This window comes from Pseudomonas sp. KH_017 (assembly GCF_057840285.1).
This window is the reverse complement of the sequence record NZ_CM174509.1, coordinates 2,002,521-2,015,648: the sequence shown is the minus strand read 5'-3', so window position 1 is coordinate 2,015,648 and position 13,128 is coordinate 2,002,521. Positions and strand designations below refer to the sequence as shown.

12 protein-coding genes are annotated in these 13,128 nt (G+C 61.8%); 9 read left to right on the top strand and 3 right to left on the bottom strand.

From position 1 onward, the window contains the following. The first annotated feature begins 52 nt into the window (after nucleotides 1-52). The 9 genes from paaA (at nucleotide 53) to paaZ (ending at nucleotide 9,304) form a co-directional block, all read left to right on the top strand. The gene (gene paaA, locus AC3IT6_RS09165; RefSeq protein WP_489354954.1) at nucleotides 53-1,042 is read left to right on the top strand and encodes a 1,2-phenylacetyl-CoA epoxidase subunit PaaA; all 990 of its coding nucleotides are present in this window, start codon (nucleotides 53-55) and stop codon (nucleotides 1,040-1,042) included. 28 nt (nucleotides 1,043-1,070) lie between these two features. Continuing rightward, a complete protein-coding gene (gene paaB, locus AC3IT6_RS09160) occupies nucleotides 1,071-1,352 on the top strand; it encodes a 1,2-phenylacetyl-CoA epoxidase subunit PaaB (protein ID WP_007943393.1) in 282 nt (93 codons plus the stop codon). A gap of 8 nt (nucleotides 1,353-1,360) precedes the next feature. Continuing rightward, nucleotides 1,361-2,122 (top strand): 1,2-phenylacetyl-CoA epoxidase subunit PaaC, encoded by a 762-nt coding sequence (gene paaC / locus AC3IT6_RS09155; protein ID WP_458370953.1) that lies wholly within the window; start codon nucleotides 1,361-1,363, stop codon nucleotides 2,120-2,122. Continuing rightward, nucleotides 2,109-2,642: a 1,2-phenylacetyl-CoA epoxidase subunit PaaD gene (gene paaD / locus AC3IT6_RS09150; protein WP_489354953.1), complete on the top strand. Its 534-nt coding sequence runs from the start codon at nucleotides 2,109-2,111 to the stop codon at nucleotides 2,640-2,642. Before paaC ends, paaD begins: the two co-directional genes overlap by 14 nt. 34 nt (nucleotides 2,643-2,676) lie before the next feature. Further along, nucleotides 2,677-3,753 (top strand): 1,2-phenylacetyl-CoA epoxidase subunit PaaE, encoded by a 1,077-nt coding sequence (paaE, locus tag AC3IT6_RS09145; protein ID WP_489354952.1) that lies wholly within the window; start codon nucleotides 2,677-2,679, stop codon nucleotides 3,751-3,753. A 183-nt stretch (nucleotides 3,754-3,936) separates the two neighbouring features. After that, on the top strand, nucleotides 3,937-4,245 hold the full coding sequence (locus AC3IT6_RS09140) for a DUF485 domain-containing protein (RefSeq protein ID WP_046042846.1): 309 nt from the start codon (nucleotides 3,937-3,939) through the stop codon (nucleotides 4,243-4,245). Beyond that, nucleotides 4,242-5,888 (top strand): cation acetate symporter, encoded by a 1,647-nt coding sequence (locus AC3IT6_RS09135; RefSeq protein WP_489354951.1) that lies wholly within the window; start codon nucleotides 4,242-4,244, stop codon nucleotides 5,886-5,888. Before AC3IT6_RS09140 ends, AC3IT6_RS09135 begins: the two co-directional genes overlap by 4 nt. A gap of 34 nt (nucleotides 5,889-5,922) precedes the next feature. Further along, nucleotides 5,923-7,176 carry an OprD family porin gene (locus tag AC3IT6_RS09130; RefSeq protein WP_489354950.1) on the top strand — a complete coding sequence of 418 codons (1,254 nt, stop codon included), beginning with the start codon at nucleotides 5,923-5,925 and terminating at the stop codon, nucleotides 7,174-7,176. A gap of 58 nt (nucleotides 7,177-7,234) precedes the next feature. Further along, nucleotides 7,235-9,304: a phenylacetic acid degradation bifunctional protein PaaZ gene (gene paaZ / locus AC3IT6_RS09125; protein WP_489354949.1), complete on the top strand. Its 2,070-nt coding sequence runs from the start codon at nucleotides 7,235-7,237 to the stop codon at nucleotides 9,302-9,304. A 154-nt stretch (nucleotides 9,305-9,458) separates the two neighbouring features. Here the strand turns inward: paaZ and AC3IT6_RS09120 are convergent, their stop codons facing one another. From AC3IT6_RS09120 to AC3IT6_RS09110, 3 genes are read right to left on the bottom strand one after another with little or no spacing between them, the layout of a single operon-like run. Beyond that, nucleotides 9,459-10,367, bottom strand: a complete 909-nt coding sequence (locus AC3IT6_RS09120) for a LuxR C-terminal-related transcriptional regulator (RefSeq protein WP_057713971.1) — start codon at nucleotides 10,365-10,367, stop codon at nucleotides 9,459-9,461. Beyond that, nucleotides 10,364-11,782 (bottom strand): aminotransferase, encoded by a 1,419-nt coding sequence (locus tag AC3IT6_RS09115; protein WP_489354948.1) that lies wholly within the window; start codon nucleotides 11,780-11,782, stop codon nucleotides 10,364-10,366. The genes AC3IT6_RS09120 and AC3IT6_RS09115 overlap by 4 nt, the downstream gene beginning before the upstream one ends. Nucleotides 11,783-11,821: 39 nt before the next feature. Continuing rightward, nucleotides 11,822-12,928, bottom strand: a complete 1,107-nt coding sequence (locus AC3IT6_RS09110) for a polyamine ABC transporter substrate-binding protein (protein ID WP_489354947.1) — start codon at nucleotides 12,926-12,928, stop codon at nucleotides 11,822-11,824. Between the last annotated feature and the right edge of the window lie 200 nt (nucleotides 12,929-13,128).

The following is a 13,128-nucleotide window of genomic DNA, read 5'->3' as shown; positions in this document are numbered from 1 at the left end:
CGCTTATAAAGTTCCCCATGCCCCAGAACAGATTCAAGGCGGGAACTCAAAAATGTACGCACAGCTCGTAGAAACCGGCGTCAAACGCATCAAGGACCTCTCGGAGATGTCCGAACAGGAACGCGCCTTCCAGGAAAAAATCGATTCAGAAATCAAGATCGAAGCCAAGAACTGGATGCCAGATGCCTACCGCCAGACCCTGATCCGGCAGATTTCCCAGCACGCCCACTCCGAAATCGTCGGCATGCTGCCCGAAGGCAACTGGGTCACCCGCGCGCCATCGCTCAAACGCAAACTGCAACTGATGGCCAAGATCCAGGACGAAGCCGGCCACGGCCTGTACCTGTACAGCGCCATGGAAACCCTGGGCGCCGACCGCGACGAAGAAGTCGCCAAGCTGCACAGCGGCAAGGCCAAGTACTCGAGCATCTTCAATTACCCGACGCTGAACTGGGCCGACATGGGCGCGGTGGGCTGGCTGGTGGATGGTGCGGCGATCGTCAACCAGGTGGTGCTGCAGCGCACCTCCTACGGCCCCTACTCCCGGGCCATGGTGCGCATCTGCAAGGAAGAGAGCTTCCACCAGCGCCAGGGCTACGAAATCCTCCTGACCATGATGCGCCACGGCAACCAGGCGCAAAAAGACATGGTCCAGGACGCGATCAACCGCCTGTGGTGGCCGTCGCTGATGATGTTTGGCCCGAGCGACGAACACTCGCCGAACAGCGCCCAGTCCATGGCCTGGAAAATCAAGCGCCAGAGCAACGACGAACTGCGCCAGCGCTTCATCGACCAGACCATTCCGCAACTGGAATTGCTGGGCTGCACCTGCCCCGACCCGGACCTGAAATGGAACACCGAACGCGGTCACTACGACTTCGGCGAAATCCAGTGGAACGAATTCTACGAAGTGCTCAAGGGCAACGGCCCGTGCAACCAGGAACGCGTCGCCACCCGCCGCAAGGCGATTGAAGACGGTGCCTGGGTTCGTGAAGCCGCCGTCGCCCACGCCCGCAAAAAACAAAACAAGAACGCCGCCTGATCCGGCCACCTGATGTGGAGTAACTGAAATGTCCGAGTGGACCCTCTTCGAAGTCTTCGTGCGCAGCAAGCACGGCCTCAACCACAAGCACGTCGGCAGCGTGCATGCCGCCGACACCACCATGGCCATCGAGAACGCCCGCGAGCTCTACACCCGTCGCAGCGAAGGCGTGAGCCTGTGGGTGGTGCCTTCGGCATTGATCACCGCCTCGTCGCCGGATGAAAAAGACCCGCTGTTCGATCCGTCGGACGACAAGGTTTACCGCCACGCCAGCTTCTATGAGCTGCCGGCCGAAGTCGGGCACATGTGAGGTCGACCATGGACAACAAGACTGATCTGATCGAATACCTGCTGCGCCTCGGCGACAGCGCCCTGATCCAGGGCCAGCGCCTGTGCCAATGGTGCGGCAAGGCCCCGGCGCTGGAAGAAGAGCTGGCGCTGATGAACGTCGGCCTCGACCTGGTGGGCCAGGCCCGCAACTGGCTGGAATACGCCGCCGAACTGCTGGACGACGGCCGCGATGCCGATCACCTGGCGTTCCGTCGTGACGAGCGCGCCTACCGCAACTTGTTGCTGGTAGAGCAACCCAACGGTGACTTCGCGGTGACCATGCTCAAGCAGTTCCTCTATGACGCCTGGCATCTGCCGGTGCTGCAGGGCCTGAGCCAGTCCAGCGACGAACGCATCACCGGGATCGCCGCCAAGGCGGTGAAGGAAGTGACCTATCACCTGCGCCGCTCCGGCGAATGGATCGAGCGTATGGGCGACGGCACCGAGGAAAGCCACAAGCGCATGCTCGCGGCCATCCCCGAAGTCTGGCGCTTCACCGTGGAACTGATCGCCGCCGATGACAGCGAACAACAGCTGTGCGAAGCCGGCATCACCCCGGACATCGCCAGCGTGGCCGCCCAGTGGCAGGCCAAGGTCGAGCAGATCTTCACCAGCGCCACCCTGCCCGTTCCTGCGACGCCGAACTACTTCTACCTGAATGCACGCAAGGGCCTGCACACCGAACACCTGGGCATCCTGCTGGCCGAAATGCAGTTCCTGCCACGAGCGTACCCCGATGCAACCTGGTGAGCTGATCGCCAGCGACCTCGGCGCCCGGCCGGCACAACCGACCGACCTGGCTGTCGCCTGGGCGATTCTGGCAGAGGTCATGGACCCGGAAGTGCCAGTGGTCAGCGTGGTCGACCTGGGCATTGTCCGCGACCTGGACTGGCAGGCCGGTCACCTTCACGTGGTGGTCACGCCGACCTACTCCGGCTGCCCGGCCACCGAAGTGATCGAGAGCGACATCCGCGAAGCGCTGGAACTGGCCGGATTCAAGGCGCCGCAGCTTGAGCGCAAATTGACCCCGGCCTGGACCACCGACTGGATCAGCGCCAGCGGTCGCGAACGCCTGCGCGCCTACGGCATCGCACCGCCCGAGGGCAGCACCAGCAAGCGCAGCCTGCTCGGCGAAAGCCCGCAGGTTGTGTGCCCGCAATGCGGCAGCGCCCACACCGAGGTCCTCAGCCAGTTCGGCTCCACCGCGTGCAAGGCGCTGTACCGCTGCGTCGATTGCCGGGAACCGTTCGACTATTTCAAGTGCATCTGAGCGGCGAATAGGCCGTCCCAGCTGGAGAACAACAATGAGCAAATTTCACAGCCTGACCATCAAGGACGTGCGCACTGAGACCCGTGACGCGGTGTCCATCGCCTTCGAAATTCCGCAGCACTTGCAGGACAGCTTCCACTTCACCCAGGGCCAACACCTGGTGATGCGCACCCAACTGGACGGCGAAGAAGTACGCCGTTCCTACTCGATCTGCACCGGGGTCAACGACGGTGAGCTGCGCATCGCCGTCAAGCGTGTCATCGGCGGCCGTTTCTCGGCGTTTGCCAACGAACAGCTGAAAGCCGGACACACCCTGGAGGTGATGCCACCCGCCGGGCACTTCTGCGTCGAACTCGACCCGGCACGCCATGGCAATTACCTGGCCGTGGCCGCAGGCAGCGGCATCACGCCGATCCTGTCGATCATCAAGACCACCCTGCAAACCGAGCCCCACAGCCGCGTCACCCTGCTGTACGGCAACCGCTCCAGCTCCGGTGCGCTGTTCCGCGAGCAACTGGAAGACCTGAAAAACCGCTACCTGCAACGCCTGAACCTGATCTTCGTGTTCAGCCGCGAGCAGCAGGACGTCGACCTGTACAACGGCCGGATCAACGCCGACAAGTGCGAGCAACTGTTCAGCCGCTGGCTCGACGTCAAGGCCCTCGACGCCGCCTTCATCTGCGGCCCGCAGGAAATGACCGAGACCGTGCGCGACAGCCTCAAGGCCAAGGGCATGCAACCTGAGCGGATCCATTTCGAACTGTTCGCCGCCGCCGGCAGCGAGCAGAAGCGCGCCGCCCGTGAAGCCGCCCGTCAGGTGGATGCGGCGGTCAGCCAGATCACCGTGATCAGCGACGGCCGCGCCCTGGCGTTCGACCTGCCGCGCAACAGCCAGAGCATCCTCGAAGCGGGTAACGAGCAAGGTGCGGAACTGCCCTACTCGTGCAAGGCCGGCGTGTGCTCGACCTGCAAGTGCAAGGTCATCGAAGGCGAAGTGGAAATGGACAGCAACCACGCCCTGGAAGACTACGAAGTGGCCGCCGGCTACGTGCTGTCGTGCCAGGCCTTCCCGATCAGCGACAAGGTAGTGCTGGATTTCGATCAGCTCTGAAACCCCGTTTACAGGAACAACCCAAACCCTGTGGGAGCGGGCTTGCCCGCGATAGCGGTAGATCAGTCACCAGCGATGTTGGATGTGATGGCCTCTTCGCGAGCAAGCCCGCTCCCACAGTTTCAGCGATCGACCCGAATTCACCGTTTCACCCAAAACAAAAACAACAAAGGAGCGCGCGTCATGACACCCCAGGAAGTAGAACTCATTCGCCAGCACCCGGATTTCATCCAGCTGGTTCGTCGTAAACAGAAGCTGTACTGGTCACTGAGCCTGGCCATGCTGGTGATTTACTACGGCTTCGTGCTGCTGGTGGCTTTCTCCCCTTCTACCCTCGGCCAATCCCTCAGCGGCGGCGTGACCACCGTGGGCATGCTGGTGGGTGTCGTCATCGTCGGGCTGGCCTTTGCGCTGACCGGTTTCTATGTCTATCGCGCCAACAACGTGATCGACCCGCTGAATGAAAAACTCAAGCAGGAGTGCGCCCGATGAACCGCCTTCTCGCGCTGTTCCTGCTGCCGCTGGCGGCTGTCACTGATGTTGCGCTGGCTGCCGACGGCGCGGCCCGACCATTGAACTGGAACGCCATCGGCATGTTCCTGGTGTTCGTGCTGTTCACCCTTGGCGTGACTCGCTGGGCGGCACTTCGCACCCGCTCCACCAGCGACTTTTACACCGCTGGCGGCGGCATGACCGGTTTCCAGAACGGTCTGGCGATTGCCGGCGACATGATCTCGGCCGCCTCGTTCCTCGGCATCTCCGCGATGATGTTCCTCAATGGCTACGACGGTTTGCTCTACGCCCTGGGCGTGCTCGCCGGCTGGCCGATCATCCTGTTCCTGATTGCCGAACGCCTGCGCAACCTCGGTAAATACACCTTTGCCGACGTGGTGTCCTATCGCCTGGAACAGACCCCGGTGCGCCTGACCTCGGCCTTCGGCACCCTGACCGTGGCCCTGATGTACCTGGTGGCGCAGATGGTCGGCGCCGGCAAGCTGATCGAACTGTTGTTCGGCATCGACTACCTCTACGCAGTCATGCTGGTCGGCGTGTTGATGGTGTTCTACGTGACCTTCGGCGGCATGCTCGCCACCACCTGGGTGCAGATCATCAAGGCGGTGATGCTGTTGTTCGGCACCAGCTTCATGGCGTTCATGGTGCTCAAGCATTTCGGTTTCAGCACTGAAGCGATGTTTGCCGGTGCCACCGCCGTGCATGCCAAGGGCAATGCGATCATGGCCCCCGGCGGCTTGCTGTCCAACCCGATCGACGCGATTTCCCTGGGGCTGGGCATGATGTTCGGCACCGCCGGCCTGCCGCACATCCTGATGCGTTTCTTCACCGTCAGCGATGCCAGGGAAGCGCGTAAAAGCGTGTTCTACGCCACCGGTTTCATCGGCTACTTCTACTTGCTGCTGATCATCGTCGGCTTCGGCGCCATCGTCATGGTCGGCACCGATCCGGCGTTCCGTGACGCCAGCGGCGCGATCATCGGCGGCGGCAACATGATCGCCGTGCACCTGGCCCAGGCAGTAGGCGGCAACCTGTTCCTCGGCTTCATCTCGGCGGTCGCCTTCGCCACCATTCTGGCGGTGGTTGCCGGGCTGGCGCTGTCCGGCGCCTCGGCGGTGTCCCACGACCTGTATGCCTGCGTGATGCGCAAGGGCCAGGCCAGCGAGCAGCAAGAGATGCGCGTGTCGCGAATCGCCACCCTGTGCATCGGTGTGCTGGCGATCATCCTCGGCCTGTTGTTCGAATCGCAGAACATTGCGTTCCTCTCGGGCCTCGTGCTGGCCATCGCCGCGTCGGTGAATTTCCCGGTGTTGTTCCTCTCGATGTACTGGAAAGGCCTGACCACCCGCGGCGCGGTCCTCGGCAGCCTGTCCGGACTGGTCTCGGCGATTGTGTTGCTGGTGCTGAGCCCGGCGGTATGGGTCAACGTGATGCATCACGACAAGGCACTTTTCCCGTACTCCAACCCGGCCCTGTTTTCCATGAGCCTGGCGTTCTTTAGTGCATGGCTGTTTTCCGTCACCGACACCTCGCCCCGTGCAGCCCTTGAGCGTGGCCGTTATCTGGCGCAGTTCATCCGCTCGATGACCGGCATCGGTGCCACCGGCGCCAGCAAACACTAAACGACGACCGAACAGTTGGCAGGGAATAAAAATAATGACACCCGCACGTACCACGTCTTACCCATCACTGTTTTCGCTGACCGCCGCATTGAGTCTGCCCATGATCGCCCCTTGCGCCATGGCCGACTTCATCGGCGACAGCAAGGCCCGCATTGATATGCGCAACCACTACATCAACCGCGACTTCCGTCAGGACAACGCGCCGCAATCCAAGGCCGAAGAATGGGCCCAGGGATTCACTGCGCGCATCGAATCCGGGTTCACCGACGGCACCTTCGGTTTCGGTCTCGATGCACTGGGCGAGTTGGGGCTCAAGCTCGACTCCAGCCCGGACCGTCGTGGCACCGGCTTGCTGCCGTTCGGCCCGCAGAGCCATGAGCCGGACGACGATTACAGCGAACTGGGCCTGACCGGCAAACTGCGCGTATCCAAAAGCGTGTTGAAACTCGGCACCCTGCAACCCTTGTTGCCCGTGGCGACTTACAACGACACACGCCTGCTGGGTTCGACCTTTGAAGGTGGCTTGCTGACCAGCCAGGAAATCGACGACCTGACAGTGAATGCCGGACGCCTGACCAAGGCCAACCTGCGCGACTCCTCCAGTAACGATGACATCGGCTTCGGCGCCGCCACCAGCGATAGCTTCGACTTCGGTGGCGGCAGCTACGCGTTCAGTCCGCAACTGAACCTGAGTTACTACTACGGCAAGCTCGACCAGATCTATCGCCAGCAATTCGCCGGACTGGTGCATACGCAACCGCTGGGCAACGGCTTCAACCTGCGCAGCGACCTGCGTTATTTCGACAGCCGGGGTGACGGTGCCGAACGGGCCGGGCGTATCGACAACCGCAACTTCAACGGCATGTTCACGGTGTCCCACGGTGCCCACAAGGTCAGTGCCGCTTACCAGCAATTATCCGGCGACAGCGCCTTTCCGTTCCTCAACGGCGGCGATCCGTACGTGGTCAACCTGGTGACCTTCAACACCTTTACCCGCGCCGACGAGGATTCCTGGCAGCTACGTTACGACTATGACTTCGCGGCGCAAGGCATTCCCGGCCTGACCTTCATGACCCGCTACACCGACGGCAGCCATGTCAAGGCCGGCAGCGTCGACAACGGAAGTGAATGGGAGCGCGACACCGATATCAACTACGTCATCCAGAGCGGTGTGTTGAAGAACGTCAGCCTGCGCTGGCGCAACGTGACCTTCCGTTCCGGCAATGGCCTGACTACCGCCCTGGATGAGAACCGGCTGATCGTCGGCTACACCCTGGCGCTTTGGTAATCCCTGAATGGCGCGGTTAAGGCCGCGCCACAACCTTTCATAACCAGGAGCAATCGTGATGTCCTCTTCACCTACACTGCATGCCCCTACCCTGCAGAGTTTCATCGCCGGTCGCTGGATCGGCCAACAGGGCGCACAAGTGCTGCGCAGTGCCATCGACGGCCATGAAATCGCCCGCACCCATGAGGAGCGCCCGGACTTCGCCGAGGCCATCGAACACGGCCGTCGCCAGGGCGTCAGCGGCTTGATGGCGCTGGACTTCCAGCAGCGCGCCCAGCGTCTCAAGGCCCTGGCCCTGTACCTGAGCGAGCGCAAGGAACAGCTCTACGCGATTTCCCACCACAGCGGCGCGACCCGTGCCGACAGCTGGATCGACATCGAAGGCGGCAACAGCACGCTGTTCACCTACGCCAGCCTCGGTTCGCGGGAGCTGCCGTCGGGCAACATCATCCACGAAGGCCCGGCGATGCAGCTGAGCAAAATGGGCACCTTCGCCGGCACGCACATCCTTGTGCCTCGCGGCGGCCTGGCGGTGCACATCAATGCCTTCAACTTCCCGATCTGGGGCATGCTGGAAAAATTCGCCCCGAGCTTCCTCGCCGGCATGCCGTGCATCGTCAAACCGGCCAGCGCCACCAGCTACCTGACCGAAGCCGTGGTGCGCCTGATGGACGAATCCGGCCTGCTGCCGGCGGGCAGCCTGCAACTGATCATCGGCAGCACCGGCGACCTGCTCGACCGCCTGCAAGGCCAGGACGTGGTGACCTTCACCGGTTCCGCCGACACCGCGGCCAAGCTGCGGGTCAACCCGAATCTGATTCGCAATTCGGTGCCGTTCAATGCCGAAGCCGACTCGCTGAACTGCGCCATTCTCGCCCCGGACGTGACCCCGGATGACGAAGAGTTCGAGCTGTTCATCAAGGAAGTCGCCCGGGAAATGACCACCAAGGCCGGGCAGAAATGCACCGCCATCCGCCGTGCCATCGTCCCGGCCAAACACATCGATGCAGTCGCCACCCGCCTGCGTGATCGCCTGGCCAAAGTGGTGGTCGGCGACCCGTCGGTGGAAGGCGTGCGCATGGGCGCACTGGCTTCCCACGACCAGCAGAAAGACGTGGCCGAGCGCCTGGAAGCGCTGTTGCAGAGCAGCGACATGCTGTTCGGCGCCCGCGACGGTTTCGAACCCCGTGGTGTAAATGTCGACAAAGGCGCCTTCTTCGCCCCGACCCTGTTGCAGGCCCGCGACCCGCATGCCGAGGGCGGCGCCCACGATATCGAAGCATTCGGCCCGGTCAGCACCCTGATGGCCTACGACGATCTCGACGAAGCACTGGCCCTGGCCGCTCGCGGCAAAGGCAGCCTGGTAGCCAGCCTCGTAACCAAGGATCCGCAAATCGCCGCCAAGGCAATTCCGGTGGCGGCAGCCCTGCACGGGCGCCTGCTGGTGCTGGATCGCAACTGCGCCGGCGAATCCACCGGTCACGGCTCGCCGCTGCCGCAACTCAAGCACGGTGGCCCGGGTCGTGCCGGCGGTGGTGAAGAACTCGGCGGCCTGCGCGCGGTTAAACACTACCTGCAACGCGCGGCGGTGCAAGGTTCGCCGACTATGCTGGCGGCGGTCACCGGCGAGTACGTGCGCGGCGCCAAGGTCATCGAAACCGACGTGCATCCGTTCCGTCGCCACTTCCAGGACCTGCAGATCGGCGAGTCGCTGCTGACTCACCGTCGCACCGTCACCGAAGCGGACCTGGTGAACTTCGGCTGCCTGTCGGGCGACCACTTCTACATGCACTTCGACGAGATCGCGGCCAAGGAATCGCAGTTCGGCAAGCGCATCGCCCACGGTTACTTCGTGCTGTCGGCAGCGGCCGGCCTGTTCGTATCCCCTGGCGTCGGCCCGGTACTGGCCAACTACGGCCTCGACACCCTGCGCTTCATCAACCCGGTGGGCATCGGCGACACCATCCAGGCGCGCCTGACCTGCAAGCGCAAGATCGACCAGGGCAAGAAGAGCCCGCAGGGCGTTCCGCAAGGGGTGGTGGCGTGGGATGTGGAAGTGACCAACCAGTTGGGTGAGTTGGTAGCCAGTTATGACATTTTGACTTTGGTGGTCAAACGCGAGGATTGATCACGATTTTGTGGTCAACCTTTAACTACTGTGGGAGCGGGCTTGCTCGCGAAAGCGGACTGACATTCAACATTGATGTTGACTGACACACCGCTTCGCGAGCAAGCCCGCTCCCACATTTGATCTCTGCTGGCTAAAGGCCTGTGGTCACCTCTCAGTGCCTGCGCAACCACTCGATAAACAGCGCAAACAACTCCGACTGCGACCCCACCTCCAGTTTCAGGTACAGGTTCTTGCGGTGCATGCGTACGGTTTCCGGTGAGATGTTCATCTGGCTGGCCGTGGATTTCACCGAATGCCCGCGCAGGACCATATGCGCCACTTGCCGCTCACGCTCGGTCAGCAAGTCGCTGCCGAAATGCTCGAACGCCGACTGCACTCGGTGCTTGAGATCATCGCGCATGCCCTGGTCTTTATCACACTGGATTTCGCGACTGCGCAGCATGCCCCGTTGGCTGAATTCGCTGATGAATTCGCGCACCAGCGGTTCCACGGCGCGCAGCAGATTCAGCTGTTCGGCGCTCAGGCATTCACCGCCGAAACCCTGATAGAGGCTGACGGAAATCTTCGTGTCATTGCCGATATCGACGATGTAGTAGCTGTCTTCCGAGCAGCCCGCCTTCAGGTAATAGGATTTGTAGTAGTCACTGTCGAAGAAATTGTCCGGGGCAATTTCCTCCAGGTGATAGAAACCTTGCGCCAACCCCTGCTCCACCGCCAGGCAGAACGGGTCGAGCAAATAACCGCCGGCAAAATAGCGCTCCAGGATCGACACCTGATACTCCTGCGCGATCCCGCGCTGATGCAGCAACTGGGGCGCACGGTCCTTGCGCTCCAGGCTGATCATCATCGACTCGACGGACACCAGCTGCGCCAACGCCGACGCCAGGTGTTGCAGGGCGTCAGGCTCGTCGATATGGGCGAATGCCTCGCGCATTCCCCCATGCCATTTGTGCAATGCCCCGAAGGGCACCGCGATCAGCGTATCGTCGTCTGGTTTGCTCATGCCCCGCAGTCTAGCGGCTGGACACGCCCTTGGTAACAGCCTGACTGACGAAATCATTGGCCCGCGTACTGTCCGCTCGCTTCAAGCTCGGCGGCCACTTCCAGAATGCATTCGCGCAGGGTCTCGACGATTTCATCGACCTGGGCAAACGTCAGGATCAACGGTGGCGACATCACATTGAGGTGCATGATCGGCCGCACCAGCAAGCCCCGGGCCTGGGCCCGCACGTGGATTTTCTCGCCAATGTTGATCTCGTCGGGGAACAGCGCCTTGGTGCGTTTATCGGCGACGAACTCCACGCAGGCCATGAGTTTCTGGCAGCGCACATCCCCCACCAGCGGCAAGGTCCGCAGGGTTGCCAGGCGCTCTTCCAGATAAGCACCCACCGTGTCGACATGGGCCAGCAGGTTTTCTCGTTCGATGATCTCGATGTTCTTCAGCGCGGCCGTGCAGCACACCGGATGCCCGCTGTAGGTGAAGCCGTGGGTGAAGCAGCGGCCCTTGCCCGGCTCGGCGATGACTTTCCAGATACGGTCGGAAAAGATGCACGCACCCAGTGGCAGATAGGCCGAGGTCAGGCCCTTGGCAGTGGTGATGATGTCGGGTTGCACATCGAACACATCATAAGAGGCAAAGAACTTGCCCAGGCGACCGAACGAAGTCACCACTTCGTCGGCGACGAACAGGATGTCGTAGCGCTGGCACACGTCCCACATGCGCTTGAGATAACCCCGGGGCGGAATGATCACCCCGCCCGAGCCCATGATCGGCTCGGCGAAAAAACCGGCGACCTTGTCCGCGCCAATCGAGAGGATCTTGTCTTCGAATTCCTTGACCAGGAATTCGAGGAACTGCGCCTCGTCCATGCCGTCCGGCGCGCGGTACGGGTTGGGGTTGGAGGCGTGGTGGATCAGCGGGTTCGCGTAATCGAACTCCGGCACACGGTCGGCGGCCTTGTTGCCGATCGACATGGTCAGGGTGGTGGAGCCGTGATAGGCGTTGAACCGCGCAATGACGTGCTTCTTCTCGGGTTTGCCACGGCAGTTCTGGTAGTACTGGATCAGCCGGTACGCGGTGTCCACGGCGGTGGAGCCGCCGGTGGTCAGGAACACATGGTCGAGGTCGCCGGGAGCGAGGCTGGCGAGTTTTTCGCACAGCTGGATGGCGACGTTGTTCGACATGTCGGAAAACGGGTTCGAATAAGCCAGTTGCCGCACCTGATCGGCGATGGCCTCGGCCATTTCCTCACGGCCCAAACCGATGTTGGTGCACCACATGCCGCCTACCGCATCGAGAAAGCGGTTGCCCTGGGTGTCGTAGATGTAGGCGCCATCGCCTGCGACGATGTTCAGCGAGCCTTGTTCGGCGTGTTCATCGAACACGTGATAGCCGTGCATATGATGGGCCTTGTCGGCCTTGACCAGCCGGGACTCGTCCGCTGGGGAAAAAACGCTGCGTGTTGGCGTTGCCATAAATAAACCTCTAACCGAAATGACTAACGATCGAACCCATCAGATGCCGCTTTTCACGGTGCTCCAGACCCGGGTAATCGCCCGCATGTCCTTGGCGTCCTGGGTCTTCTGCGGAAACAGCCGCTCGCGGGTCTGTGGATCGGGATAGATGGCCGGGTTATTGCGTACATCGGCGTTCAACAACGGCGTGGCCGCGGCGTTGCTGTTGGCGTAATTGATGAAGTCGCTCACGTCCGCCATCACCTGCGGCTGCATCAGGTATTCGAGAAATTTGTGGGCATTGGCGACGTGGGGTGCGTCGGCGGGGATGTACATGTTGTCGAACCAGATCAACGAGCCTTCCTTGGGGATGAAGTACGCCAGGTCGATCTTCTTCTTGGCTTCTGCGGCGCGGGCCATCGCCGTGGCGTAGTCGCCGGACCAGGTCATGGCCATGCACACGTCGCCGTTGGGCAGGCTGGTCAGGTAATTGACCGAGTCGAATTTGCGGATGTACGGCCGCACGGACAGCAGCAAGTCCTGGGCGGCTTTCAGATCTTCCGGTGCGGCGCTGCGAGGATCACGCCCCAGGTACTTCAGGGCCATGGGAATGACTTCAGTCGGGGCATCGAGCAGGGTCACACCGCAATCGGCGAAGCGCGAGACGATCTTCGGATCGAAGATCATCGCCAGCGAGCCGATCGGCGCGTCCGGCATGCGCTCCTTGATCTTGTCGACGTTGTAGGTGACGCCGTTGCTGCCCCAGGTATAAGGCGCCGAGTACGTGGTGCCCGGATCGTACCCTTGCAAATCCTCCAGGACTTTCGGGTCCAGGTTGGTCCAGCCCGGCAGCTGTTTCTTGTCCAGCGGCTGGAACACCTTGGCCTTGATCAGCGGCGGCGCCAGGGACGCATTCAACACGATCAGGTCATAACCGGAGTGGCCGGTGAGCAATTTGGCCTGCACCGTTTCGTAGGCATCGAAGGTGTCGTAGATGACTTTGATGCCGGTGGCCTTTTCGAAATCGGCCACGGTTTTTTCGCCGATGTAATCCGCCCAGTTGTACAGCCGCAGCGTATGGCTGTCGTCCACTTGAGCGGCGTAGGCATTCAATGTCAGCGGTACAACAAACAGACTGGAAATCACCTTAAGCAGCGTCTTGCCCATAGCAAATGCACCTTATAGCGAGTTCGGCTCTGGATGAGCGGATGCCCCCACTATTGGTCGATTCGCCGGGCGCGGCCATACCCCGAATGGGTGTGTGTCGCTTTTGGCACACCGGCATGGCAAAAAGCGGCAGTGCAGTTGACCCGTTTTGCCATAGATCCGGAGTTTGTCCGGCGCTTAAAGTGGCAGCCCTGAACCGA

Excerpts from the sequence above, each read along its gene's own strand:
- AC3IT6_RS09115 (WP_489354948.1), bottom strand. The coding sequence starts at position 11,782 with ATGGCAACGCCAACACGCAGCGTTTTTTCCCCAGCGGACGAGTCCCGG.
- paaC (WP_458370953.1), top strand. The coding sequence starts at position 1,361 with ATGGACAACAAGACTGATCTGATCGAATACCTGCTGCGCCTCGGCGAC.
- paaB (WP_007943393.1), top strand. The coding sequence starts at position 1,071 with ATGTCCGAGTGGACCCTCTTCGAAGTCTTCGTGCGCAGCAAGCACGGC.
- AC3IT6_RS09135 (WP_489354951.1), top strand. The coding sequence starts at position 4,242 with ATGAACCGCCTTCTCGCGCTGTTCCTGCTGCCGCTGGCGGCTGTCACT.
- AC3IT6_RS09140 (WP_046042846.1), top strand. The coding sequence starts at position 3,937 with ATGACACCCCAGGAAGTAGAACTCATTCGCCAGCACCCGGATTTCATC.
- paaE (WP_489354952.1), top strand. The coding sequence starts at position 2,677 with ATGAGCAAATTTCACAGCCTGACCATCAAGGACGTGCGCACTGAGACC.
- AC3IT6_RS09120 (WP_057713971.1), bottom strand. The coding sequence starts at position 10,367 with ATGATTTCGTCAGTCAGGCTGTTACCAAGGGCGTGTCCAGCCGCTAGA.
- paaZ (WP_489354949.1), top strand. The coding sequence starts at position 7,235 with ATGTCCTCTTCACCTACACTGCATGCCCCTACCCTGCAGAGTTTCATC.
- AC3IT6_RS09110 (WP_489354947.1), bottom strand. The coding sequence starts at position 12,928 with ATGGGCAAGACGCTGCTTAAGGTGATTTCCAGTCTGTTTGTTGTACCG.
- AC3IT6_RS09130 (WP_489354950.1), top strand. The coding sequence starts at position 5,923 with ATGACACCCGCACGTACCACGTCTTACCCATCACTGTTTTCGCTGACC.
- paaD (WP_489354953.1), top strand. The coding sequence starts at position 2,109 with ATGCAACCTGGTGAGCTGATCGCCAGCGACCTCGGCGCCCGGCCGGCA.
- paaA (WP_489354954.1), top strand. The coding sequence starts at position 53 with ATGTACGCACAGCTCGTAGAAACCGGCGTCAAACGCATCAAGGACCTC.